The organism is Symploca atlantica LB2515 (genome assembly GCF_052546295.1).
In genome coordinates, this window is record NZ_JBQWMT010000001.1 from 2,455,871 (window position 1) to 2,479,643 (window position 23,773).

Consider the following 23,773-nt stretch of genomic DNA (forward strand, 5'->3'; position numbering starts at 1 on the left):
TGTCTCTTTCCTGTCTTACACTCTAATGTCAAATGGCTGCCATGCCTAAATTATACCTTTATTAACTCTTTATTTTCGTTTAAGTCCCGTTAACTTGATCAAAAATGTGAAATCCGTATCCTCTCGCCGAATGCGGAAGGAGTACGGTGACTATTTGGAAGAATATCTTTGGGGTGGTGAATTTTGGAACGATGGCTCGACGATTATTTCTGTAGGAGCTAGTGCCAGTATTGATGTACTAATTACTTACATTAAGAATCACGGTAAAGCTGATAAATCCTGACCGTCGCGCATCCTACGCTTGTACCCGATAGGGTCAAGCGGTAGTTAGCGACGGAATTTGCTCAAAGGATAATGCCACATGGCATCGGTTCCCTCTAGCCCCAAACTTTATCACATCACCCATATAGACAATTTGCCCACCATTGTAGCCAGTATGGGATTGGTTTCGGATGCAAACCGCATTGCCAACGGACTCACCTGTTCATTGGTGGGGATGTCTACCATTAAGCAGCGACGACTCAATGAGATAGAGGTTTCATGCCATTCAGGGACAATGGTGGGACAGTATGTGCCGTTCTACTTCTGCCCACGTTCCATCATGCTCTACATTCTGCACATGGGAAATCATCCAGAGGTTAGCTACAGGGGTGGTCAGCAACCTATTGTCCACCTCCAAGCCGACTTCAATACAGTCAGGACTTACGCAACTGGCACAGCGTGAGCGCAACTTTATAGTATTTATGTACTATGTCAAAGTGGCGTACCCAGATGGCATTGCTGAAATTAGTAACAGTGATTGGCTATGTTAAGTATTCTTCAAATCATGAGAAAATTAGTTGAGGACGCATAAAAAAATCTTTTAGTTGATGAGATTTACTAAACTTAACTATTGTCAGTATTTGTTAAGTAGTCAAATTAATTATACTCTGACAAATTTGGCAGAGCATCTAGAGCAGATTAGCCATGATAAAATCAACCGCTATCTCAAAAATGAAAAGCTAACACCGCGTCTACTTTGGGATAATCTCAAAGATATCATCGAAATAAATAAGAATTCATATGTCGTGTTTGATGATACAGTACTTGATAAACGACATGCCACAGAAATAGAGACAAGTAAACGGCAGTATAGTGGCAATGAACATGGTGTTATCCAAGGAATTGGTGTCATAAATTGTATATATGTCAATCATGAACTCGGAAAGTTTTGGGTAGTGGACTATCGTATTTATGACCCAGACCGAGATGGAAAAACCAAGATAGATCATGTAATAGAGATGCTACAAAACCTTGTGTATCATAAGGTTTTGCCGTTTCAAGCTGTCTTGATGGACACTTGGTATGCAACCAACAAACTGATGTTATATATTGATGGTTTAGGGAAATATTATTATTGCCCTCTGAAACGTAATCGGCTTGTTGATGATACGTCAGGTCAAGAAAATTATAAAAAAGTTGATTTGTTATCTTGGGATGAGCAGGAGTTGAAATCCGGTAAAATAGTTAAAATAAAAAAGTTCCCAGGTGCTAAAAAAGTGAAACTATTCCGGGTGACTGTCTCCACCGACAGAACGGATTTTATCGCTACAAACGATTTATCTCAAGATTCTACGGACGTTGTACAAAAAGTGTGTAAGGTTCGATGGAAGGTTGAGGAGTTTCATCGAGAATTAAAACAATTGACTGGGATTGAATCGTGTCAATGTCGCAAGGGTCGCCTTCAAAGAAACCATATTGCCTGCGCTATTTTAGTTGGGCTTAGACTCAAAGATTTAGCTTATAAAAGTAGTCAAACAATTTATCAAATTAAACATGGATTATTGTCAAATTATTTAGTTCAGCAACTCAAACGTCCGGATGTTCCCATGTTTGTCCTCTAGTTGTTTAGCGCTTGGCGCGGCGTAGCTACGCCCTTGCTTGTGACAGTTGCGTAAGTCCTGACAGTAATCCACTGGGCAAATTTAAACACAGTACATTGGGCTTTCAGTGATGGTAATGCCGGTGCTCGCTTAACTACCTTTTATAATCATCCCTCCAAACTAAGCAAGATTGACTGGGCTGCTGTTGCGTCTACAGATTTTCGTGATGCCAAGGTCAAGGAAGGCAAACAAGCGGAGTTTTTGATGTTTGATGTCTTTCCGTGGACGCTGATTGAGAAAATTGGGACAATTAATAGTACGATGGCAACAAAAGTTAAAACGGCTTTGACAAGCGTCGGGCATCAACCCGTTATAGATATAGAGCCTAGCTGGTATTTTTGATCGGAGACGCCAACCCATGATTGAGCTAACTCAAGGTGACATCCTTAAAGCCGACACTGAAGCGTTGGTTAACACAGTGAATTGTGTTGGCATCATGGGACGAGGTATTGCACTGCAATTCCGGAAAGCCTTTCCAGAAAACTTCAAAGCTTATGAAGCTGCTTGTAAAGCTCATCAGGTGCAACCTGGCAAGATGTTTATACATGACCTCAATCGCTTGTATAATCCCCACTTCATCATCAACTTTCCCACTAAGCGTCACTGGAAAGGCAAAAGCCGCATTGAAGACATTAAATCAGGGCTTGCAGACTTAGTAAACGTTGTACAGCAGCAGCAGATTCGCTCGATTGCAATTCCTCCATTGGGTTGTGGGTTGGGTGGTTTGAACTGGGAAGAAGTGCGACCACTAATTATTGAAGCTTTGCAATCCTTACCAGAGGTAGATATTCTTCTGTTTGAGCCTGCCGGAGCGCCCCAAGCTACTGCAATGGTCAGAGAGAACAAAGTACCGAACATGACTGTTGGACGAGCGGCGTTGCTAGGACTGATGCGCCGCTACTTAGCAGCCGTTATGGACCCTACTGTTACTCTTCTGGAAGTACACAAGCTAATGTACTTTATGCAAGAAGCTGGTGAACCTCTGCGTCTAAATTATCACAAGGCTCCCTATGGACCTTATGCTGAGAATCTACGCCATGTCCTTAGTCATATTGAAGGGCATTTTATAAGTGGTTATGGTGATGCTGAAGATCGACCAGATAAACCATTGGAGTTGAAGCCCTATGCTTCTGAGCAAGCTGAAACATTTCTAACAGAGCATGAGGCAACACAGGCTAGGTTTGCCCGTGTCGCGGATCTCATCGAAGGATTTGAGACGACTTTTGGGATGGAGTTATTGTCTACTGTTCATTGGGTTGCTACTCAAGAAAAGGCTGTAACTGAGGAAGAGGTTGTCACAAAGGTTCATGCTTGGAACACACGCAAACGAATGTTTGAACCCCGTCACATTCACTTAGCTTGGAAGCGACTACGCGAGATGGGGTGGTTGGCAAGCCCCTAGGCATCACACTTTTATACAAAGTCTAATAAATGTATCAGGGACCGGACAGACCGTTAACCGCTGACTAAGCTCCGGATAGCTTGTCGCCGCTGATGCTTGTCGTTATTTTTTTAGTGCCTAATCTTTGACTCCTAACGCCTGAATCCCTAATCAAATGATGCGTGTCAACACTTTAAAGTGAAATGGTAAAAGGTTCTCTGCTTCTTCCCTCCCTAAGTGAAGGAGTACCAGGTTCTTCTAAGAAGCAACAATTAAATGATGAGATTTAAGTGGTTACTGGTATTTGCAAGTTTTTGGAGCGTTGTCCTCTGTTCATCTGCCGCCGAAGCTGCCAAACTCCTTTCTTGGCGTTTTGAGACAAATCGAAATCGGTTAGTGCTAGTAACGGACGGTGGCGTGCAACCCAAAGCGCAACTAATTACTAACCCAACGCGTCTGGTCATCGATTTGCCTGGTACAACCTTGGAACGCCGGACGGTCAATCAGCAAGGTACAGGGGAAATTCGCGAAATCCGAGTAGGACAGTTTGACCCTCAGACGACTCGCATTGTCGTCGAGTTAGCACCTGGTTATTTCTTAGATCCGCAAAAGGTCGAATTTCAAGGTGCTTCTCCTCGTCAATGGTCAGTGCAATTGCCAACCCCTCAAAGGACAGCGCCACCATCAGTAATCTCTGCCTCCTCCAACAATCAATCTTCTCCTCAAGTAATAACTACTGATCAACAAGCAACCTCAAGAAACCTACCACCGAGTTTTGAGGTGACACGGAATGGTTTTTTCATTCGGACTAGCAGCAGTGAACCTGAAAAAGTCAGGGTGAGAAGAGGTCGTTCTCGGCAAGCAAGACGCAGTAGCCCAACTCGTACTATAGATTTTGAAGTCGAGGGTATTACTCTGCCTGCTAATCTGCTCAACCAAGAGATACTGGTCAATCTCTACGGGGTTAATCAAATTCAATTTTCCCAAGAGCAGAACTCACCAGCGATAATTCGCGTCAGGTTGGAAGTGGCCAGAGACTCTCCAGATTGGCAGGTGAGTTATAGCGGTGTCGGTGGCCTGGTGATTGTACCTCAGAGCGCCTCTGCCCTCCAGGTCGGTGGTTCTGAGGAACGAACCTCTTCTGCTGAAACCGCCAGGAGACTGGCCAAGATTGAGTCTGTTGAACTGGCTAATAACGATACTCAGCTGTTAATTAGGGCTGACCAAAGCATTAGGGCAAGCAGCAGTTGGGATAGTTCAGCTAATGCCTACCGTATTCTGATTCCCTCTGCTCAACTCGATGATGGGGTTAAGGGGCCTCAGCTAAATTCTAGTAGTTCAGTATCGCAGGTGCGACTAAGACAGCAAGACCCCAGCACTGTGGTGATTCTCGTAGAACCTGGCCGGGATGCTCAAATTGGAGAACTCAACCAGCTCAATGACAAACTTCTAGCACTACAATTGCAGCAGCCAAGAGCCGAATCGCCTCGTAGTCGCTCAATTCCGGTGCCACAGCCTGAGAGGAGTACAACGCCTCAGAGGGTAAGGTCGTCAGCTGGCCGTTATCGTGTCCCTAACAGTCGTGTTTTAGTGATCATTGATCCAGGACACGGTGGCAAAGACCCCGGAGCCATTGGCATTGGTGGATTGCAGGAAAAAGATGTAATTTTTCCCATTTCCCGAGAAGTAGCCTCTATCCTAGAGCAACAGGGACTACAAGTCGTCATGACCCGCTCCGATGACAGATTTATTAGTCTTGCCGGACGGGTTCAAATGGCCGAGCGGGCACGCGCTACTATTTTTGTGAGTATTCATGCTAATGCCATTAGTTTAAGCCGTCCAGATGTTAACGGCATAGAAACTTATTATTACTCCAGTGCTCGTGGTCGGCGTCTTGCCCAAACAATTCATAACAGTATGCTGCAAAGTTTAAATGTAAGAAACCGGGGAGTTAGACAGGCGAGATTTTATGTTCTTAGAAGAACTTCCATGCCTGCTGTTTTAGTGGAAGTTGGTTTTGTCACTGGTCGAGAGGACGCACCGAGACTCGCTTCCCCGGCTTTCCGCAGTCAAATTGCCGATGCGATCGCAGCTGGAATTTTACAGTATGTGCAGCAAAATTTTTAGAGCTTAAAATCCTAGTTTCTCTAACACAGGTTTAGTGCAAACAATGTGCCGCTCTAAACCCAACTCCTTGGGGCTAATTCCTAGTGCCAGAGCAACCAACTGAGGTAAGTGCAATACTGGTAATCCTAACTGACGACCAATCACTTTCTCTACCTCTGGTTGACGGGAATCAAGGTTAAGGTGGCATAAAGGACAAGGTGTGACCAAGCAATCTGCCCCAGCATCAATGGCTTGCTGAATATGTCCTCCAGCCATCTGGAAAGATTGCTCTGGAGCATAGCTAGAAAGCGGCCAACCGCAGCACTGGGTGCGACCCTGATAATAAACTGGTGTTGCCCCGACTGTCCGAAACACATTTTCCATTGATTCTGGTCGGAAAGGGTCGTCGTAGGGGATAGACTGCTGTGCCCTTAGTAAATAACAGCCATAGAAAGCAGCGCACTTGAGTCCACTCAGCTTGCGAGTAACTCGTTCTTGTAGAGCTTCGAGTCCGTAATCAGTCACTAACGCCCACAACAAATGCTTGACTTCTGTACTGCCTCGGTAAGGTGAACAGCCTTCTTGCTTGAGCAGTCCATTGACCTGCTGTAAATATTTCGGGTCTGTTTGTTGAGATTGTTTTAACCGCTCATCTACATGACCAATTACCCCCTGACAAGTGCTGCAGTGGGTCAAAAGTGGCAAATTCAGTTCTTCTGCTAGGGCAATATTGCGAGCGTTGACGGTATCTTCGAGCAGTTGGGAATCTTCCTTGAAAGTACCAGAACCACAACAGGCGGCTTTTTTGAGTTCGAGCAGTTCAATACCTAATGCCAGGGCGAGAGCGCTAGTAGATTGATAAAGCTCCCGGCAGGCACCTTGGGCAACGCAGCCAGGAAAGTAAGCATACTTTAGAGTTGGAGATGGCATAGCGGTTTGAATTGGGCTTGCAGATAATTGTTTAGGTCTATTCTTTACAAGAGGTTAGCGTAATCTGATGCCATCGCCTCTTCAAGATTTTACTCTACCAAAGAAGCTACCACAGAGAGAAAAATTGAATTCACACTAACGATAAATAGTCAAGTTACTGGTAAGTATTTTCAAGTTTTGCAAGTTGGCTTGTCTGGTGAAATTATCAATTTAAAATCAACAAGGGTTTATCCTAGGCAAGTCGTAATTAAAATGAGTTATCAAATTCCCTTAATAAAACAGTACGATAAACTTTTTTTTGAAAGTTTCAAATCAGAGATTATTTTGGAATTACAATATTTGCCATTGATTAGGTGCTAAACAAAGAATTGCTAACGTTTGTCAGCTCTAGTTAAAGAATAATTAGAACTGAGTATTGGTCATTTTTGTGCGAACTCATTAATGCCATTGCCAATAATTCAGTAACTACCTGACAGAGGCGAAAGTGACCGCATAGTCACCGTTAGTAGATCAATACACTTAGCTTTGCCTTGAATATAATCTAAGAGATTATGACAGATTAATACTACAGTCAAGGTGATTTCATGACGTAGGGTTCAACTATAACTTACGCCAGAACTCTATGCCGCCTAAAACTAGCAATTTAGGAAACCTGAAGAAATGAAAACGCCACAAATTTTGCTTAGATCTGCTGGTAGAAAGTTCGATTTTCAGGGAGTTTCCCTGGCTAGTACTGTTTTCAGTTGTGCTAACCTCTCTGGTGCTGACTTGAGCAGAGTCAACCTGTCTCATTCCCAGTTAAATAATGCTGACTTGAGCGGTACGGTACTTGTTTCTATCAAGCTAAACTGACTGACATTAACTTAAATGGAGCTGACGGGCAAATTTAACCGAAGCTAACTTAATCGGAGCTAATTTAACTGGGGCAAATCTAATTGGTGCTGACTTAAGCGATGCTGACGCTGCGTTAATTAAACTAGAGGATATTCCGTTTTTTTGAGCTGAGGCGAAGTTCTACTTGCATAGAAGTTGTAAATTTTTTTTCAAATAAACTTCTGTTAAAGTTCTTAACCATAAAAGAGGTTTTGTTATAAACTTGTACTTGAGTAGAATACCAGCAAAGTTGCTGCTGCTTCTAATTAAGACTTGAAACGATAAGAGCTATAAAGCTTGGGTTTCAAACTTATTAAAACGACTGATAAAGCCGATCAAGATTTAGTGGTGAAATTGTGAAAGCCGATTTGGTCGTGACCTTTGTTTAGAAAGTGAAAAACTCAAATTTGTTTCTGGTGTGACGTGAGGATGGTCTAACCGATCAATGGCGTGGCCTAGGTGAGTTGATTACGTAGGGTGTAGGGAAAACCTACGCAAACTCTTTCCAACGCAGGGCTGCCTAAAAATACACATTTAGGAAACCTTAAGAGATGAATATTCAAGAGCTTTTGCATCGATATGCTGCCAGAGAGTCGGATTTTCGGGGCGTTTCCCTGGCTAATGCTGTCTTAAGTGGAGTAAACCTAAGTCGAGCTGACCTAAGTCGAGCTGACCTGAGTGGAGCTGACTTGAGTGGAGCTGACCTGAGTGGTACTTGTTTCCATCAAGCCAATCTGACCAATTCCGACTTGAGCAGGGCTGACTTGACTGGAGCAAATTTAACCGAAATTAACCTAATTGGGGCCGACTTGATTGGAACCAACCTGAGCGGTGCTGACCTGAGTGGTGCGGACTTGCGTTGTGCTAACCTTCATCAAGCTAATCTTAGTGGCGCTAACTTGACTGATGTCGAACTCAGTGGTGCCGATTTAAGTGGGACTTGTTTGACCAACAGCAAGCTAAACGGGGCTGAGCTCAGTGGTGCCGATTTAGTGGGTGCTGAATTGAGTGGTACTTGTCTGAGCAAAGACAAGCTTGATAGAGAAATAGCACATCATGGTGTGTCCCGTCATTGGGTAAGTTGGAACGGCTCTTGCTCAACGGATTAATCCTGTGATCCTTAACTAAACTGGGGGAGTTCAGGAGCTGAGTTTACGATCCTGGAAAACTGGGATATCCTCAACTTTAACTCTCGGAACTCCCCCATTTACTTGCCGATTTTTGCTTATTCGCGGTATATCAAGCCAAACTTGGTGTTCTGCTCGCCACTAAGCCCATGACAACTCTAGATATTATCTACTTTTCCCTAGAGAGACAGGTTGCCAAAGACCAATGCCTGAAACTGCTCATGCCCTCGCAAGCTATCAAAATCTGAGTCGGTTTTGGGTAACTCTCGATTTTCCCCATTTAGCTGAATCGCTTCTTGCAGCGCAGCAAGAGCTAGTTCATGATTACCGAGCAACGCCTGAGCACAAGCTTGATTGTACCAGGCGTAAGCGTCTTCTGGTTCACTGTCAAGGGCTTGGTCGTAACTAGCAATGGCTTCTTGATATCGACCTAAGCGCCGCAGCACCTCGCCTCGCTGGTAAGAACTCCAGAAGTCTGTTGGTTTAATGGCTAATGCTTGGTCATAGCTGATAATAGCCTCTTCCCAGTTGCCCGAATCACGCAAAGCGTTTCCTCGTCGATACCAAGCCCAGTAATCAGCAGGACGACACTCAAGCGCTTGATCATAGCAAGCGATCGCATCGGAGTAACGTCCCAAGTATCGCCAAGCGTCGCCTTGTCGATAAAAACTCCAATAGTCTTGTGGTCGCGCTGCTAGGGCTTGCTCGAAACAAGCGATCGCTTCTGTGTACCACTCCAAGTCTTCTAAAGCTACGTAACCCCGATTATACCAAGCCCAATAATCCCTTGGTCTGGCTTCTAAGGCATGGTCATAGCAGACAATTACCTCTTGGTAGCGCTCAAGCTGGCGCAGCACAATAGCCTGACGACACCAAGCCCAGTAGTCAGAGGGTCTGTCTTCTAGGGCTTGGTCATAGCTAGCAACTGCGTCTTCCCAGCGTCCTAATGCTTCCAAAATATCGCCCTGCCAGTAACAAGTCCAATAATCATGGGGTTTGTAATCCAAGGCTCGGTCATAGCTGGCGAGGGCTTCCTCGTAGCGCCCCGCATCACGCAAGGCATTCCCTTGCTCATACCAATCCTGGTAACTGTCTGGTCGGCATTCCAGAGCTCTGTAGATTGCGTCGTATGAACTCTGCCGCCTGAGCATTACTCTACTCATCTCGAATTCCCTTCCTCATTTAGCAAGAATCCTGCCATTTAATTGAAGCTTATTAATACTATGACTGGAAGAACTAAAGGATTCAATTAAATTATGCTACCGACTGAGCTGTTAATTAATCGGCAAAATGGAGAAGAGATTGTTCCCAAACGATTGTCGATTAACCCACAAAGCTGTGCCATTGCTACTGAATTAATCAGTTGCTTCCAGGAGGCTGTTGGTCATACTCAAGGCGAGTTAGATCGACAGTTATTAGACCTGGAAGGCGACAGTCCTGACTACCGACTCAAAAGAGGTTTGGCACATATCCTCAAAAACAGCTTCTCCACGTTTGAAATCATCAGCCCCCTAGAACCTAAAGAACTGCGTAAGAGGGTGTTTACCCTGGCGGCTCAATCCGTCCCCTCTCCTGGGGCGTCTCAAGCGACACTAGAGACTCTCTGTATCGCCCTCGGTCAAGAATTAAACCACGAAGTTCTGCCACAGCAAATTAACACTGGTTTATATGCCGATTTACAAGAAAATCGGATCCTTACCCAGTTTGATGACCCAGCACCAGAAGCATTACTGCACCGCTACAACTTGTCTCAAGTGCAGGGCATTTTTTATCGTGCTAGTGACATTACTATTAATGCCCACCGGAATGTTCCTGGTCAGTATAAGCTTTTATTCCGCTATTTGAAGCTGTTTCAGCTAATGACATACATTGAGGGGGACGCTGACCACGGCTTTACGATTATCATCGATGGGCCAACGAGCCTATTTAAGCCTAGTACGCGCTATGGTTTGGCGATCGCCAAACTACTCCCAGCTTTGTTGCATGTTACTAAATGGAGTCTCAATACTACATTGCAGCGTCGTGACCCTTATAGTGGCACCATCAAAACGGGTCGTTTTAGTCTCAATGATCAGTGTGGTTTAGTGAGTCACTATCCGCCTGATAAGACTTATGACAGTATGTTGGAGATGGCTTTTGCCAAGCGTTGGGAATCCCAAAAAACTGAGTGGATATTAGAGCGAGAAGTTGACCTAATTCCTGTTCCTGGTAGTGTGATGATTCCGGACTTTCGCTTAGTTCACCCCGATGGACGTAACTTCTTATTAGAGATTGTCGGTTACTGGCGTCCAGAATACTTAAAGAAGAAATTTTACCAGGTACATCAGTCAGGATGCGATAACTTAATTCTGGCAATTTCTGAGCGATTAAATTTGGAAAAAGCCGGGGTTAAATTGCAGGATATTCCGGTAAGAGTTGTTTGGTTTAAAGATAAACTTTCGCCGAAAACTGTGTTGGAAATTTTGGATTAAGCTTATTCTTGATCAACTCAGCAGTCAGTTGAGGGTCTCAAATGTGGCTTGATGAAATAAAGAAACCTAACAAAAAACCCAAAATAGTCGAGAAAACCACCGAACTGCCACCAAGCTCATAGGCTTCTGGCATCATTGTACTGGCTAACATCGCCAGAATTGCTCCACCAGAGAGAGCCTGAGCTATTGCTACTAGTAACCCAGGGGTATTGCTTTGCAAAAAGTAGCCAGCAATTGCACAAAAACCGCACAACAGCATGACTCCAATCCACAAACCGAGAATTTGAATTTTCCCAGCGCCTGCCTGTTTCATGCCAGAGGCACTCGACAATGCTTCAGGGAAATTGGAAATAAACACCGCCAGTAAAAATGACCAGCCGAAATGACCTTCTCCCGCATTCATGCCAATTACGGCTGATTCTGGAATATTATCAATTAATGTACCTATGACAATCGCCAAAGGAGCAGAACGCTTGACCAATCCTTGCAGAGTGGTAGGGTCTTCTGTGATCAACAGATCTAGTTCTACTCGATCAATTAACTGTTGCCGCCAACGATCTAAATTTTCTTCTACCGCAATACGTGAATCAGTAGAGAATTGCAGCCGCCGCGCTAGGGAACGGCTTAAGGCCCAAGCCATATGGGGTGACCAAGTTAACACATTATTAAAGTGTTGCTGGTGCAATTGATACAACTCCATCGGAGTTCGAGCAATCACAGTGGCTGATCGTGGTTCTCCTGTCAGCAATGACATTTCACCAAATACCTCCCCGGGTCCCATTGTATTAACCACTTTCTGGTTTTTGAGTACCTCAGCTTCTCCCTCCACAATCATGTAGAAGTACTCTCCCGGAGTTCCCTCTTGGCAAAGTACCTCTCCAGATTGAACAGAAACTGGTTTGAGAAAGGGAGCAATGGCTTGCCTCTCCCTAGCTGGTAGATTCTGAATCACCTCAATATGGGCAATGCGATTGAGAATGTCTGATACCTGTTCCTGGCGATGTTCTAGAAGGTAGCGACGGCTAGAGGCGAGTTTGCGCAAAAAACCGCCTTTTTGGTCAATGTATTGGGTTAGACCAGTGAATAAACTACCACCCACAATAAACCCGACCAGCAAAGGCAAAAACCCGCTCTCACGGTAAACGGGTATAGTGATTTCAAAAGCGATCGCTGAGAGTAAAGTACCACTGCCAAAGGCCATTACGGCAGCCGAGAAAGACTTGCTCTGTTGCCAAAAAACTCCTAAAGAGGCTCCCAAGACCAAGCTTGAAGCTCCTAATATGCCCTGTATAAATGCTGCCGTTAGGGAAGATTGGGTCAACTTTTATAAATTTTAGGTAGATGCTTCTAGTGCCAGGCTGAATACATACTACCAGTAGATAGCTCCAAACCGACTTTATTGGTTCAGACTAATACAAGTTGATCGCATTTAACCCAGAAGTAACTAAATCTTAGTTTGGAGTTAACGAATGAATGTTAAGCTCTTTGCACTGATTATGTTTAACGAAATCAAAAAAAGTTGAGCTGTGTCAGAGCATCAGTTGTTTCAGCTATTTCAACAAGGTATTGCCACTATGTTGACTACTTTCTTTGTTAAAACAGTTACTCAATTTTTTTTGCCGAAGCTGAGTTCATTAAAAAAGTAGCTCTTTTCTAGCACTAGTTTTTGGTATTACGCCAACTTGCTGGATAACCAAAGTAGCCAGCTCCATTATCACCTGATTTGTCAGTTCATAGTATCTTAGATTACACCCCTAATTCAGAAAAATGTATTACGGAGATACAGTTTCTGTGTTAAAACTTATTAAGAAGCTTAAGTACACTAGGAAGCTAGACAAATGATCAACACCTAGAAAATCTTAGAGGAAACTATCTGTCCTTGTTTGCAGATGACTTATCACTGCTAGGTTTAAGAAGACTAACTGTTCTTGGCGTTTTCCCTGACAGCAGCCTTTTAAACTAATTCTGCTCCAAGTTTTTGACAACTAACTACGGGTTAATCGCTTCTTAGCTTGTTGGCAAAGATGCCCGTTTTATTTGAATTACAGCGACTTCAAATCAGTAGAGTTTATCCCGAATGGCAGCGAATGCAGCTCATAGCTATTTTGTATAAGCATTGTCATTAGTGAAGATAAATCGCCACCTCAAAAAGACTGTCAGACGGGACAGCTACAAAACAAAACAGCCTTCACGTTCACTGCTTAACCAAGCTAAATCACCCATGACTACTTATCAAATACCCACGAGGAGATCTTCTGCTAACGAGGCCATACAAGTTGCTCGAGAAGCAACTGTTATTCGAGAGGCTCTCAAAAAGTGCGGCTACGAAACCCGGAAAAAATCCAAACAGCCTGTGTGGAAGATATTTGTTGCCCCCAACGACTACTACAAGCTAGCCTACCAGCCAGCACCAATCAGTGCCTGGGAGCTTTATCCTCAAAACGACGACCCTAGCAGGCAAGGTCTGTTGACCATAATTCAAAAAGCTCTGTCTGAGCAGCCGTCTGGCATCTGTAGGAAGGTTTCATAATACCATATCCAAGTCTTTTTGTGTTACTAAACATTTAAATTGTTTCTGGATATCAGGTTAATTACTTTTTTCTTCCATCGAAACCCAACTTGCTAGCTAGATTGAGGGCAAAGTAGTTAGCAATGGGAAAACCAATTTAAAAATCGGCACTCAAAGGTGTTCGAGGGAAGGGGATGACATCACGAATATTTCCCATACCAGTCATAAATTGTACCAATCGCTCAAATCCTAGGCCAAACCCTGCGTGTTCTACGGTGCCATAGCGGCGTAAATCTAGATACCACCATAATTCTTCTGGATTCACCCCTTGGCTTTGAATCCTTTTTTCAAGAATATCGAGACGTTCTTCCCGCTGTGAACCGCCGATGATCTCACCAATTTTGGGAGCGAGAACATCCATGGCACGCACGGTTTGTTCGTCGTCGCTGAGACGCATATAAAAGGCTTTGATCCCTACTGGGTAGTCAGTGACAATTACAGGTTTTTTGAAGAGTTCTTCCGCCAAATAGCGCTCGTGTTCTGACTGCAAATCTAGACCCCAACTGACGGGATACTCGAACTGGCGGTCGGCTTTTTCTAAAAGAGCAATCGCCTCTGTATAAGTAATTCGCTCAAACTGGTTATTGATGATATTTTCAGCAGTTGACAGTACTGAATCATCAATCCGTTTATTGAAAAATTCCATGTCCTCTGGACATTGTTCCAGCACCGACTTGAAGAGGTGCTTGAGGAATTGCTCAGCCAAGTCCATATCCCCTGATAAGTCACAGAACGCCATCTCTGGTTCTACCATCCAAAACTCGGCCAAATGCCGGGATGTATTAGAATTTTCTGCCCGAAAAGTGGGGCCAAAGGTGTAAACGTCTCGGAATGCCATTGCCATCACTTCGGCTTGCAGTTGACCACTGACAGTAAGGTAGGCTCTTTTACCAAAAAAATCTCGGCTGTAATCACACTCTCCTGCCTCTGTCTTCGGCAGATTTTGAAAATTTAGACTAGAGACGGTGAACAACTCACCTGCACCTTCACAGTCATTAGCAGTGATAATGGGGGTGTGAACCCACAAAAAACCCCGCTCTTGAAAAAATTCGTGGATGGCGCTGGCGCAGGCATTGCGCACCCGGAAGACTGCTCCCATGGTGTTAGTACGTGCTCGCAAATGCCCAATCGTGCGCAAAAACTCAAAGGAATGACGTTTTTTCTGAAGGGGATAGGCTTCTGGGTTAGCCTCGCCGTATACCTTGACCTGAGATGCTTTGATCTCAATTCGTTGCCCTTTTCCAGGAGAAGGCACCAGTACACCACTAACCTCTACTGAAGCCCCAGTGTTGAGCTGTTTCAATGTATTTTCGTAATCTGGCAAGTCGGGATTAAGTATCACTTGCAAGGAAACCATGGAAGAACCATCGTTTACTTCCGTAAAGGCAAAATCCTTCAATTCTCTTTTGGTGCGCACCCAACCCTTAATCGTCACCGACTCATCAGGCTGACCAGTTCTTAATATTTCTACAATCCGTCGATTTACCATATTTTTTTGACAGTCACTAACAAGCCAAACCCTGGGCAAACATAGCCATAATCCCAGTTTAGTGGTTATTGCCGATTAGGAAAGAGCAGCATAGCGATCTCCTGACGGTGAATGACTAAGCGCTACAAGACTTTAAGATCCAACCAATAACAATACCTAGTCCTGCAAAGCGGACGGCTTGCCAAAAAGGCTCTTTTAGAGAACCCCAAGAAAACAACTGGCTTTCTAAATTGAGCTCGATAGTTTCGAGTTGCTCTTTAATTTGTCGTAGTTCTGTTTGCAACTGTTGTCGGTGACTGATATTTGGCAGTTGCTTTTTTAGTTGTTCTCGGCGCTGCTGGAGTCGTGCTTGCTGCTGCCGATCTCGTTTCACCTGTTCGTAACGTTCTTTGAGAGATTGAAGAGATTGTTCTACTTCCGAAAGAACCTGCTCAAACTCCCTGTTACCTGTATCGGGCTGGTTAGATTCTGAACCACCAGACGACGGGCGCGAGTTTCCTTGAGGCATCTTCAGTACATTAAACTTAAGAGTAAATGACAGTGTAATTTAAAGTAATGCCTGAATCTACCCAATTAAGCAGCACTGATACTCTCAGTAAACTGAGTACTCTAGAACTTGCTCAAGTACTCGCAGAACGCCTAACCATCAGACCCAATGATTGGCACCGCTTAAAGTCTAATCGCCAAGCAAGAGCCCGTGAACAAGCAGCTGCTGCTCTGATCTTTCTTCTCAAAGAACAACCAGAGGAAGCTCTTGCTAGGTTTAACCAAGCATCAGGATGGCTAGACCGCTCGATTTCAGCACCTCCGTGTCCTAGCCATGGGGATCATGGTCGTTAGTTAGGTAAGTAGGGGCAGTCTTGAGCCAGAGTTGACCTGTTTGCATAACCTCAGTTCTGTTCCCTGATGATTCCACTGAACTTGGTCAAAGATGAGTTGGAGGAGACAAAGACCCCTGCCATTTTCAGAGGAGTCACTAGGCAAACTCTCGTAACTTTCAACTTGTCTGCAACAAGGTGGACGAAACCCAGAACCTTCGTCGGCAATTACCCACCAATATTCGCCCTTTACTACCGAAAAGTGAACCTCTACTCTCTTGCTTGGGTCTAAATTATTACCGTGCTTTGCCGCATTTACTAATGCTTCTTGAAGTCCCAGACGGAGTTCTGGTCGCCACTGGCGGGGAACTTGTTCGAGAAGCAGGTCGATGACTGGGCTAAGGTAGAGGGTAGAAGCGAAGCTAATTGTTCCCCAGTCGCGTCCGGTTGGGCGCATTGATATAGCAATCACTTATGAGTAGACCTCTAGAATTTGTTTGGTGGACTTGATGTTATACAAGAATTGCTAGCGTGTTACTTGAGCTAACTTGCTCCGAACCAGGCTCTATTGCTTAGGCACGAAATACTTGTCTAGGCTTTAGATACTGGCTTCTGCAATTGTGAAATTCTGCTGGTTGGGCTGGAATTCACATTTACTGAAAAGCTGCTCTGCCACCTGTCTCCGTAGAACCACCGAAGCCAGTTCCCACTTTGCGACGGATAATATCGAAGTGCGCTAACTTCTTTCCTCTAGAGGAGAGTCATCTTCTCGCAGCTTAGAAGGTAACCTCCACACCTTTCTATTGTATCGAAATACTCTGCCAAACACCAGAGCGATGCCTCAAATGTCATGGAAACATGCAAATTACGCATCAGCTAATAGTGACTCAGAAATTGGAGTTGAAGACTGATCGAGAACACGAAACACCCGCCTCCCAAGAAGGTATTCTGCTCAGGAGATTACTGGGCTCCAGGTCATAACTCCAGAAAAGCAGCACATTCAACGTGGGAAGTTTGAGGGAAAAAATCGGCTGGTTGTAGGTGAGTTAGCTGGTAGTTTCCTGTCTGGCACAAAATTTTGAGATCCCGCGCCAGAGTAGTTGGCTTACAACTGATGTAGACAATTCTTTGTGGTGCAATCTCTAGTAGGGCATCGATAACAGAGCGCTCACATCCTTGACGTGGGGGATCAAGTAATACAATGTCTGGCACAAGTCCCAGTTGAGGTAATAACTGCTCTACTGCTCCTGTCTGAAAGGTCACATTGTCAATTTTGTTGAGCTGAGCATTAATTTGAGCCTGTTCCACTGCCACCGCTTGCACCTCCAAACCAATTGCTTGCCGCACTCGCCTAGCTAAAGGCAAGGTGAACGTGCCAATACCACAGTAGGCATCGACTAATACTTCATTACCACTGAGACTTAACTGCTTGGTAATCGCTTTTAAGAGGGCTTCAGCAGCTTCGGTATTAACTTGGAAAAATGTTTCTGGGCGCAATTGGAACTCAAGACCAGCAAAGTTCTCTTGTAAGTATGGCTGACCCGCAACACAGTGGGTTTGAGAACCAAAAATCACATTGGTACGGTCGGGGTTTTGATTAAGACAGACCCCCACTATTTGGGGATAGCTACTCAGCCATTTTTGAGCTTGGATGTCAAGACCTGGTAATTTGGCGTCTGTTGCTACTAAAGTAAGCAATATTTCACCGGTGCGGCGTCCAATCCGCAGCGATAAGTGGCGTAATTTTCCTTGGTGACGGCTTTCGTTATAAATCGACCATCCCAACTGTTCAATGTCCAGCTTAATTTGTGCCAGTAGGGGATTTAAGCGAGCATCTTGTACAGGGCATTGATTGAGATTAATGAGCTGGTGGCTGCCTTTTTGGTAATAGCCTGCCTGCACTTTACCAGCTGCTGACCTTTTTAGCGGATAGGTTGCCTTGTTGCGATAGCCCAGAGGAGAGCCAGCTTTCAACAATGGCGCAATGTTTAGCTCAGTGAAACCACCGATGCGCTCTAACGCTTGAACCACTTGATTATGTTTTGTCTCCTCTTGGTAGGGATAGGCAACATGCTGCCACTGACAACCACCACACTTATCAGCCACAATGCAATTTGGTCGGATGCGCCCTGGAGACCTCTCTAAGAGTTCATGTACCTTGCCATGGGCGTATTGAGGCTTGACACGCACCAATCGGACTAAAACGCGATCGCCTGTTACGGTATCTGGCACAAACACGACCCTTGAAGCAAAACGTCCAACACCGTCACCACTATCACTAAGGTCAGTAATTATTACTTCGAGCAGCTGACCTTGTTGCCAAAGGTCTGGGGTAGGATCAATAGTTATCATTTCATTTGAACTCCGATGTTGTATTTTATCTTTTATAAGGTTGAAGGAAGCGCGGGCTGGTAGCTTATCATTTATTGCAAGTTAAGAAGCATTACAACCTGCTATCAGCAGTCTTCTATCTTCTAGGCTTCAACTCTTTCTCTGTGTAGCCCAGAGTCGCTAAACTACAAATGTTACCTAAGTTAACCCAATAATATGAGCGTAGTTAGACAACTAATTCTCCAAGCGGACGACGAACTCAGATATCCTAGCTCTGGCGAACTCAAGAGTATCAATGAGTTTTTGAAGACTGGTGAGCAGCGCATGCGTATTGCTTCTACCCTATCTGAAAATGAAAAAAAGATAGTTCAAGAAGCTAGCAAGCAGCTTTGGCAAAAGCGCCCTGATTACATTGCTCCTGGTGGCAATGCTTATGGTCAGCGTGAGCGCAATCAATGTTTACGGGACTACGGCTGGTACTTGCGGCTGGTGAGTTACGGAATCATTGCTGGTGATAAAGAACCAATTGAAAAAATCGGTTTGATTGGGGTCAGAGAAATGTACAACTCCCTCGGTGTACCGGTGTCAGGAATGGCTGAATCGATTCGCTGTCTAAAAAACGCTTCTCTGGCGTTACTGAGTGAGGAAGATGCTGTGGAAGCTTCTCCTTACTTTGATTACATCATTCAAGCCATGTCCTAATTGTTAACTACAGATACTGTCAACTCAGCGACCTGACTTAAGGTGAGGTCGCTGGGATTACTAAGCCGGATAGGTTCTGATACAAGACATTGATCAAGCATAATTATGGTAACAGCAAGCGACAACGGCTGATAAGACGCGAAGCTTAGATCATAATTTTTGATTTGATGTAGGTAGTTCACTATAGGTTTTAGGCAAAAAAAATGCAGTTTTGGACCAAACTGCCCTGGATAACTCTGTTACTTCTTCTGTTCACTAATGGCGTCTTTGGCTGGTTGATATCTGCCTCTGAGGTTTCTTGGTGGTGGTGGTTAATGGGGGGAGTTCTTGTTTTTCTAATTGCTGTCGCTTTGACTGCTCCCGTAAATTTGGTGAGAGGCTTTGTTGAAACTTGGCTAAAATCTGACAACAGAGCTTTTGTGACAGTGATTATTGGCTCTTTTTTGGCAGTAATTGTCCTTGGATCACTTCACATTTTTATCCGCTTTCTAGTACTTTTTTGTGCAGGTTTGTTAGCCCGCTTAGATCTTCAAACAGCAGGTTACGGTGATCTACAAGCTTTTGGGGTTATCGCTATTTTTACTCTGACTGGTTTTAGTTTAGGCTTAACAATGCAGCAACTGCTCTAGGAAATTAGACTAAGCTTTGACAGATTTAAATTGGGTATAAGTAGCGACCAAGATGATCGCACTACAATAATTTCCCAATTATTGACAATAAGGTTTAAATAATGAATCTTTGATCAAGCCCAGTTTGAGACTTAATCTACTTGGGGCATTTGAATTTTCCGTCCTCCTTCCGGTGTGTCAACAACTTTACCACCCAGCGCCTCAATACGGTCAATAACTCTCTGACGAGTACCATCATCCACTGCGTTATTTAAAACCATTGCCCAAGCACTGACTTGAGCCGATTTACTTTGAGGATTACGACTGAGAAACTCAGCAGTTTGGCGAGAAATTACGGCAACACTCTGGCTTTCTGGATCTGGATAAGTACTAGCCCACTCTGCTGCTTTTGCAAAAGATTGCCTAGCTGCTTGAGCATCACCTAAAAACAATAGCTCATCAACAGCTTTATAGCGCCAAACATAATAAGATTGGGGTGGAACATTAGGAGAAAGGGACTTTAGTCCTTTTTTCATGAGAGCTACAGAGCGTTCTGGCATGCCTGCATATAAGGAGCTACTGCTCGAAAGAAAGAGATATGCTTCCAGAAATCTGGGGTCTTGGTCTATAATTACTTCAAAATACTCTGGGCTAAGCTGATAGCCCGTTACGGCACGAGCAGGCTCATCACCAAAGTATTGTAGGAAATTGATAAATACCCAATCGGCGAGTAAATTATCAAAGCCAAAGGTTGGAGTTTTTTGCAGTAGATTGAGGCTTAATCTTTCTGATGCTAATTCCTGTTTGAGGGCGGCTGGCGTGGCGTTTTTAGAGCTGTTCTTGAGAGCATTGAGTTGAGGTAATTGTAGCATCGCTACTGCTACAGCACAGCCCAAAGCAGCGATAGAGCTTACTAGGGAGCGACTGAGGTTTTGAGCAAGGTTAATGGTCATTAGTTATTATTGGTATTTCTTTTGCTCCCTCACCCAAGTACGGAAAGCCTTCATTGTTTTGTTTCTTCCTATAGTGGTACATTGGTTAAGATATTGGGGAATTATCTCAATCAAGGGTAAATTGGGAAACTGCGGGCTATAGTTACACTGAAAATATTCACCCTCTTGCAGCACATTAATTTGCAATTGACCATTCTCAAATCGCCAGAGTTCAGTTACTCCCAGTGCTTCATAGATATTGGAATGAGTACGAGAAGTTATATCAACCTCTAGTACTAAATCAGGAGGTGGATCTAATGTTAAGTCCAAACGATTTTTGCCTCGCACTTTAGCTTCATTTTGGATGTAGAAACAGTCGTCAGGTTCTATGCCTTTGAGCATTGCTTCGTTTTTAAAGGTTGTTGAACCAAGTGACCAAAAGTCAACGTCTAATTCTTCCAGAAGCGCTTTGACTAAATCTCCAATAATGACTTTTACCGTCTCACGTTCTGGTAATGGGGTCATAATTTCCAGAGTTTGATTGTCATAAGCCACCCTAGAGGCACGATGTTCACCTAAATCCTCTAGAATAGCTTCAAATTCCTGCCAGCTAACTTCTTGCAGCAGCACTCTTTGTCCTGGTGGTACTGTGATTTGCTTGAGTTCGAGTAACATCTCTCCGTCCCTATTTTCTAGTAGTACCTACCCAGTTGCGAAGAAAGTTTGAGTAGGTGCGATCGTTCTTGAGGCAAAACTGGGTAATTTAAAGATAGCGCTTGTAGTGTAGGTTAGGCAGTTGTGCAATTTATTCAGGATTTGAGGTAGTGACGTCAGAATCTATTATGAATTATGGTGATGTCTATTGGAAATATCTAGAAGGTGTTTGTCCGCAGTTAGGGCAAGATACTTTATTGCGTATAGCTAGTACTCTTAAAAGTACTTGTTGGGATAATCCTACATCTGCTATTGAGTTTAACAACTGTGCTGCGTTAGCACTAATTGAAGCGGAGCAATGCCAAGACTTATCCCTACGTGGCGTATATCTTGAAATTGCTTTCGAGGCGTTAAATAAGGGAAGTGAATTACAGGGACATCCGCTTTGTGCAGCTCATCTGGCTTTAGTGTTAGCCATGACGGGGGAAAAAGAGCAAGCCTTACAAATGGCGTTTTCTACTTTCATTAATACTCTACAGCCTGCTTATGTTAATGAGCAACCAATTCCTCTGGGCTTAATTTACCTGCCTCCTGCAAACGATTTTACAGACAGTCGGGATGAACAATTAGTTCACCTTCTACAAACTGAGGATGGTTATGCTCAAGCGCTACTTTTATTTAGTGAAGTGTTATGTCGTTCACAGTTAGTTTTTTACAATACTACAGGACAACGATTTTTACAGCTAACTGCTCAACTATTTCCTCAGGTTGCTTCTATTAATTTAAAGCTGGGAATTGCTAATATCATCAATAGTCAATGGGAAGGCTTGTTGAATTTGCACTGTGCCCACAAGGTTCACCCAACTTCTGCGAAAGTTATGCAATCTCTCTACCTAGCTTATCGAGATTTAGGGCAAACAAAAGTAGCAGAAAGTTGGCTGGAAATCGCTCGCGAAGTTAGGCTTAAAAAGCCACATTCAATAGACTTGGACTGGACTCAATTGGGGAGTGAAAGTTCAATAACCTATGTTTCTTTTGAGGAGAAGTTAACACTAGCAGTTGAGTCAAGTCTCCGCAGTCTTGTTACCAGTGTTTTAATTGCTGAAGGAGATTGGTTTGAAGCAGAAATGGAGTTCTGGCGAAGCTGGCTTAAACCTGGAATGACGGTGATTGATGTTGGTGCTAATGTGGGAGTTTACACATTTAGTGCTGCACAAAGGGTAGGCGTAAATGGTTGTGTGTTGGCTGTTGAACCTTTTTCCGGTTGCGTGCGTTGTTTGCAAGAAACCTGTAGGATTAATGAGCTAAGTTGGGTGAAAGTATGTGCGGGTGCAGCAAGCGATCGCGATGGTGCAGTCAGACTTGGTTTACATGCAGCCAGCGAACTTAACGAAATTGTTGATAGTGAGGCCGAGGTAACAGCAAAACAAGGCAATTTTGAAGAGGTTCCTTGCTTTACTCTCGATAGCTTAATTGAGCTAGAAAATATTTGTCAGGTAGATTTGTTAAAAATTGATGCAGAAGGTCACGAACTGCAAGTATTAGTAGGTAGCGATCGAATTTTAACTGAATTTAATCCGATTATACTATATGAAAATATTGCAGGTAGTAAAGGAAGTAACATAGCTGTTGCTGATTTTCTTCAGTGTAGAGGGTATCAATTGTTTCGATATCAGCCTTATTTGCAGGAACTTATTCCCATAAATTCTATTGATGATTTACGGGGAAGATTGAATATCGTTGCGATATTTAAAAATGAAACCTCTACTTCAAAGTTATCCAGGCAATAGTTATTAATTTTTTACTGTTTATTGCTCAAAAAAGAGGATTTAAAATTGTCAGTTTTTCTTGCCAGCTTAAAGCAAAGTGGTCACTTAGATCGGATTCATCTTACTATATGTAACGTTGGCTCTCGTAAAATAGGCAGCCAGGATGACTACGCTAGTCAAGAGTGGGGCATTTTTGCACCTCGATTAACTATTTACGGATTTGATGCAGACGCTGACGCTTGCGAACAAGCTAACGCCGATCTGGAAACTCGACAAGTAAATTGGACGGAAAAACATATTCCTCTTGCACTAGGGAGTTCTGTAGGAGAATCTACACTTTATGTAACCCAACACCCGATGTGTAGTTCCCTATATCCCCCTAATGAACCATACCTAGCTAGGTTTGTTGGGCTTGCGAAATTGGTAAATTTAGATTTCACTCTAGGGATTGAAACCACAACCTTAGATGTTTTCTGTCAAGAGGAAGGAATAGAGGAGATTGATTTCTTACAAGTTGATGTTCAGGGGGCAGATCTTCAGGTATTAGAAGGCGCTTCCGGGATATTAGAGCAAAGTGTTCTGGCAGTACAAATCGAAGTGGAATTTTCACATTTGTACGTCAATCAACCTTTATTTGCTGATGTAGATACTTATTTAAATAAGCGAGATTTCACACTATTTGATTTAACTAAATCTTACTGCACTCGCGCTAGATCTCCTATCCAATCAAGAGTTCGTCCCGGACAGTTACTCTGGGGAGATGCTTTTTACTTGCGGGATTTGATTCGAGAAGATATTAGTACAACCTTAAAGACTCCAGAGAAAATATTTAAATTAGCTTGCATTGCTGACGTAATGAATTTTCCTGACTATTCCTTAGAATTGTTAGAGTATCTGACTCTAAGTTACGGCGAAGAGGCACAATATAATTTTGCTGATAATATAGTCGAGAGTTTGGCTCAGTTTCCCGAACTAGTGCAACAAGGATTAGGAAGCTTACCTATTGTGGCTCAAATTCGCAACTATATTAGTGATGAAAAGCTAGATTTATTGCAAGTCGGCAATGCTTCCTAAGAGCAAGAATAAGTGAA

General features: G+C 43.8%; 24 protein-coding genes and 1 pseudogene. 16 read left to right on the forward strand and 9 right to left on the reverse strand.

The window, feature by feature from the left end; all coding sequences use genetic code 11:
• Positions 1-52 precede the first annotated feature (52 nt).
• The 6 genes from ACT7WV_RS10300 (at position 53) to ACT7WV_RS10325 (ending at position 5,430) form a co-directional block, all read left to right on the forward strand.
• On the forward strand, positions 53-283 hold the full coding sequence (locus tag ACT7WV_RS10300) for a transposase (RefSeq protein ID WP_445105619.1): 231 nt from the start codon (positions 53-55) through the stop codon (positions 281-283).
• A gap of 78 nt (positions 284-361) precedes the next feature.
• The gene (locus ACT7WV_RS10305) at positions 362-724 is read left to right on the forward strand and encodes a DUF4433 domain-containing protein (protein WP_445102817.1); all 363 of its coding nucleotides are present in this window, start codon (positions 362-364) and stop codon (positions 722-724) included.
• A 145-nt stretch (positions 725-869) separates the two neighbouring features.
• Positions 870-1,883, forward strand: coding sequence for an IS701 family transposase (locus ACT7WV_RS10310; RefSeq protein ID WP_445101257.1), 1,014 nt, complete (start codon positions 870-872; stop codon positions 1,881-1,883).
• Between the two features lie 66 nt (positions 1,884-1,949).
• The gene (locus ACT7WV_RS10315; protein WP_445105620.1) at positions 1,950-2,264 is read left to right on the forward strand and encodes a DUF4433 domain-containing protein; all 315 of its coding nucleotides are present in this window, start codon (positions 1,950-1,952) and stop codon (positions 2,262-2,264) included.
• Between the two features lie 16 nt (positions 2,265-2,280).
• Entirely contained in the window at positions 2,281-3,324 is a 1,044-nt protein-coding gene (darG, locus tag ACT7WV_RS10320) for a type II toxin-antitoxin system antitoxin DNA ADP-ribosyl glycohydrolase DarG (RefSeq protein ID WP_445102818.1), read from the forward strand.
• Positions 3,325-3,579: 255 nt separating this feature from the next.
• On the forward strand, positions 3,580-5,430 hold the full coding sequence (locus ACT7WV_RS10325) for an N-acetylmuramoyl-L-alanine amidase (RefSeq protein WP_445102819.1): 1,851 nt from the start codon (positions 3,580-3,582) through the stop codon (positions 5,428-5,430).
• A 3-nt stretch (positions 5,431-5,433) separates the two neighbouring features.
• Here the strand turns inward: ACT7WV_RS10325 and ACT7WV_RS10330 are convergent, their stop codons facing one another.
• Entirely contained in the window at positions 5,434-6,339 is a 906-nt protein-coding gene (locus ACT7WV_RS10330; RefSeq protein ID WP_445102820.1) for a CoB--CoM heterodisulfide reductase iron-sulfur subunit B family protein, read from the reverse strand.
• A gap of 660 nt (positions 6,340-6,999) precedes the next feature.
• Here ACT7WV_RS10330 and ACT7WV_RS10335 point away from each other — a divergent pair.
• The 3 genes and pseudogenes from ACT7WV_RS10335 to ACT7WV_RS10345 all read left to right on the forward strand — a co-directional run bounded on the left by ACT7WV_RS10335 (position 7,000) and on the right by ACT7WV_RS10345 (position 8,321).
• Entirely contained in the window at positions 7,000-7,191 is a 192-nt protein-coding gene (locus ACT7WV_RS10335) for a pentapeptide repeat-containing protein (RefSeq protein ID WP_445102821.1), read from the forward strand.
• Positions 7,192-7,228: 37 nt separating this feature from the next.
• Positions 7,229-7,339 (forward strand): annotated as a pseudogene (locus tag ACT7WV_RS10340) (pentapeptide repeat-containing protein); the annotation flags it as partial.
• 424 nt (positions 7,340-7,763) lie between these two features.
• Positions 7,764-8,321: a pentapeptide repeat-containing protein gene (locus ACT7WV_RS10345; RefSeq protein WP_445102822.1), complete on the forward strand. Its 558-nt coding sequence runs from the start codon at positions 7,764-7,766 to the stop codon at positions 8,319-8,321.
• 197 nt (positions 8,322-8,518) lie between these two features.
• On the opposite strand, the gene ACT7WV_RS10350 is transcribed toward ACT7WV_RS10345, so the two are convergent.
• Positions 8,519-9,502, reverse strand: a complete 984-nt coding sequence (locus ACT7WV_RS10350; protein ID WP_445102823.1) for a tetratricopeptide repeat protein — start codon at positions 9,500-9,502, stop codon at positions 8,519-8,521.
• A 93-nt stretch (positions 9,503-9,595) separates the two neighbouring features.
• Here ACT7WV_RS10350 and ACT7WV_RS10355 point away from each other — a divergent pair, with 93 nt between their 5' ends.
• Positions 9,596-10,810: a DUF790 family protein gene (locus tag ACT7WV_RS10355; protein WP_445102824.1), complete on the forward strand. Its 1,215-nt coding sequence runs from the start codon at positions 9,596-9,598 to the stop codon at positions 10,808-10,810.
• A 37-nt stretch (positions 10,811-10,847) separates the two neighbouring features.
• On the opposite strand, the gene ACT7WV_RS10360 is transcribed toward ACT7WV_RS10355, so the two are convergent.
• On the reverse strand, positions 10,848-12,131 hold the full coding sequence (locus ACT7WV_RS10360; RefSeq protein WP_445102825.1) for a cyclic nucleotide-binding domain-containing protein: 1,284 nt from the start codon (positions 12,129-12,131) through the stop codon (positions 10,848-10,850).
• A 900-nt stretch (positions 12,132-13,031) separates the two neighbouring features.
• On the opposite strand from ACT7WV_RS10360, the gene ACT7WV_RS10365 reads away from it, so the two are divergent.
• Positions 13,032-13,340 carry a hypothetical protein gene (locus ACT7WV_RS10365; RefSeq protein ID WP_445102826.1) on the forward strand — a complete coding sequence of 103 codons (309 nt, stop codon included), beginning with the start codon at positions 13,032-13,034 and terminating at the stop codon, positions 13,338-13,340.
• Between the two features lie 136 nt (positions 13,341-13,476).
• Here the strand turns inward: ACT7WV_RS10365 and asnS are convergent, their stop codons facing one another.
• On the reverse strand, positions 13,477-14,868 hold the full coding sequence (gene asnS, locus ACT7WV_RS10370) for an asparagine--tRNA ligase (RefSeq protein ID WP_445102827.1): 1,392 nt from the start codon (positions 14,866-14,868) through the stop codon (positions 13,477-13,479).
• A gap of 115 nt (positions 14,869-14,983) precedes the next feature.
• Positions 14,984-15,376 carry a sll0565 family protein gene (locus tag ACT7WV_RS10375; protein WP_445102828.1) on the reverse strand — a complete coding sequence of 131 codons (393 nt, stop codon included), beginning with the start codon at positions 15,374-15,376 and terminating at the stop codon, positions 14,984-14,986.
• Between the two features lie 47 nt (positions 15,377-15,423).
• On the opposite strand from ACT7WV_RS10375, the gene ACT7WV_RS10380 reads away from it, so the two are divergent.
• Positions 15,424-15,708: a DUF6439 family protein gene (locus ACT7WV_RS10380; RefSeq protein ID WP_445102829.1), complete on the forward strand. Its 285-nt coding sequence runs from the start codon at positions 15,424-15,426 to the stop codon at positions 15,706-15,708.
• On the opposite strand, the gene ACT7WV_RS10385 is transcribed toward ACT7WV_RS10380, so the two are convergent.
• Together ACT7WV_RS10385 and rlmD are read right to left on the reverse strand one after the other, a co-directional pair.
• Entirely contained in the window at positions 15,709-16,158 is a 450-nt protein-coding gene (locus tag ACT7WV_RS10385) for an ATP-binding protein (RefSeq protein ID WP_445102830.1), read from the reverse strand. It lies immediately after the preceding gene.
• Between the two features lie 503 nt (positions 16,159-16,661).
• Positions 16,662-18,038: a 23S rRNA (uracil(1939)-C(5))-methyltransferase RlmD gene (gene rlmD / locus ACT7WV_RS10390; RefSeq protein ID WP_445102831.1), complete on the reverse strand. Its 1,377-nt coding sequence runs from the start codon at positions 18,036-18,038 to the stop codon at positions 16,662-16,664.
• A 195-nt stretch (positions 18,039-18,233) separates the two neighbouring features.
• Between rlmD and ACT7WV_RS10395 the strand changes: the two genes are divergently transcribed.
• The gene (locus tag ACT7WV_RS10395) at positions 18,234-18,719 is read left to right on the forward strand and encodes an allophycocyanin (protein WP_445102832.1); all 486 of its coding nucleotides are present in this window, start codon (positions 18,234-18,236) and stop codon (positions 18,717-18,719) included.
• Between the two features lie 203 nt (positions 18,720-18,922).
• The gene (locus ACT7WV_RS10400) at positions 18,923-19,348 is read left to right on the forward strand and encodes a hypothetical protein (RefSeq protein WP_445102833.1); all 426 of its coding nucleotides are present in this window, start codon (positions 18,923-18,925) and stop codon (positions 19,346-19,348) included.
• Positions 19,349-19,479: 131 nt separating this feature from the next.
• On the opposite strand, the gene ACT7WV_RS10405 is transcribed toward ACT7WV_RS10400, so the two are convergent.
• Both ACT7WV_RS10405 and ACT7WV_RS10410 read right to left on the reverse strand, forming a co-directional pair.
• Positions 19,480-20,280 carry a hypothetical protein gene (locus ACT7WV_RS10405; RefSeq protein ID WP_445102834.1) on the reverse strand — a complete coding sequence of 267 codons (801 nt, stop codon included), beginning with the start codon at positions 20,278-20,280 and terminating at the stop codon, positions 19,480-19,482.
• Between the two features lie 6 nt (positions 20,281-20,286).
• Positions 20,287-20,934 (reverse strand): Uma2 family endonuclease, encoded by a 648-nt coding sequence (locus tag ACT7WV_RS10410; protein WP_445102835.1) that lies wholly within the window; start codon positions 20,932-20,934, stop codon positions 20,287-20,289.
• Between the two features lie 149 nt (positions 20,935-21,083).
• Here ACT7WV_RS10410 and ACT7WV_RS10415 point away from each other — a divergent pair, with 149 nt between their 5' ends.
• Complete coding sequence (locus ACT7WV_RS10415) at positions 21,084-22,703, forward strand: FkbM family methyltransferase (protein ID WP_445102836.1); 1,620 nt, start codon at positions 21,084-21,086, stop codon at positions 22,701-22,703.
• 45 nt (positions 22,704-22,748) lie between these two features.
• Entirely contained in the window at positions 22,749-23,756 is a 1,008-nt protein-coding gene (locus ACT7WV_RS10420; RefSeq protein WP_445102837.1) for an FkbM family methyltransferase, read from the forward strand.
• Positions 23,757-23,773 lie beyond the last annotated feature (17 nt).

What these genes read in the sequence shown, in the direction of transcription:
- ACT7WV_RS10305 (WP_445102817.1), top strand. Translation starts at nt 362, where the DNA reads ATGGCATCGGTTCCCTCTAGCCCCAAACTTTATCACATCACCCATATA.
- ACT7WV_RS10310 (WP_445101257.1), top strand. Translation starts at nt 870, where the DNA reads ATGAGATTTACTAAACTTAACTATTGTCAGTATTTGTTAAGTAGTCAA.
- darG (WP_445102818.1), top strand. Translation starts at nt 2,281, where the DNA reads ATGATTGAGCTAACTCAAGGTGACATCCTTAAAGCCGACACTGAAGCG.
- ACT7WV_RS10325 (WP_445102819.1), top strand. Translation starts at nt 3,580, where the DNA reads ATGATGAGATTTAAGTGGTTACTGGTATTTGCAAGTTTTTGGAGCGTT.
- ACT7WV_RS10330 (WP_445102820.1), bottom strand. Translation starts at nt 6,339, where the DNA reads ATGCCATCTCCAACTCTAAAGTATGCTTACTTTCCTGGCTGCGTTGCC.
- ACT7WV_RS10335 (WP_445102821.1), top strand. Translation starts at nt 7,000, where the DNA reads ATGAAAACGCCACAAATTTTGCTTAGATCTGCTGGTAGAAAGTTCGAT.
- ACT7WV_RS10345 (WP_445102822.1), top strand. Translation starts at nt 7,764, where the DNA reads ATGAATATTCAAGAGCTTTTGCATCGATATGCTGCCAGAGAGTCGGAT.
- ACT7WV_RS10350 (WP_445102823.1), bottom strand. Translation starts at nt 9,502, where the DNA reads ATGAGTAGAGTAATGCTCAGGCGGCAGAGTTCATACGACGCAATCTAC.
- ACT7WV_RS10355 (WP_445102824.1), top strand. Translation starts at nt 9,596, where the DNA reads ATGCTACCGACTGAGCTGTTAATTAATCGGCAAAATGGAGAAGAGATT.
- ACT7WV_RS10365 (WP_445102826.1), top strand. Translation starts at nt 13,032, where the DNA reads ATGACTACTTATCAAATACCCACGAGGAGATCTTCTGCTAACGAGGCC.
- asnS (WP_445102827.1), bottom strand. Translation starts at nt 14,868, where the DNA reads ATGGTAAATCGACGGATTGTAGAAATATTAAGAACTGGTCAGCCTGAT.
- ACT7WV_RS10375 (WP_445102828.1), bottom strand. Translation starts at nt 15,376, where the DNA reads ATGCCTCAAGGAAACTCGCGCCCGTCGTCTGGTGGTTCAGAATCTAAC.
- ACT7WV_RS10380 (WP_445102829.1), top strand. Translation starts at nt 15,424, where the DNA reads ATGCCTGAATCTACCCAATTAAGCAGCACTGATACTCTCAGTAAACTG.
- rlmD (WP_445102831.1), bottom strand. Translation starts at nt 18,038, where the DNA reads ATGATAACTATTGATCCTACCCCAGACCTTTGGCAACAAGGTCAGCTG.
- ACT7WV_RS10395 (WP_445102832.1), top strand. Translation starts at nt 18,234, where the DNA reads ATGAGCGTAGTTAGACAACTAATTCTCCAAGCGGACGACGAACTCAGA.
- ACT7WV_RS10400 (WP_445102833.1), top strand. Translation starts at nt 18,923, where the DNA reads ATGCAGTTTTGGACCAAACTGCCCTGGATAACTCTGTTACTTCTTCTG.
- ACT7WV_RS10405 (WP_445102834.1), bottom strand. Translation starts at nt 20,280, where the DNA reads ATGACCATTAACCTTGCTCAAAACCTCAGTCGCTCCCTAGTAAGCTCT.
- ACT7WV_RS10410 (WP_445102835.1), bottom strand. Translation starts at nt 20,934, where the DNA reads ATGTTACTCGAACTCAAGCAAATCACAGTACCACCAGGACAAAGAGTG.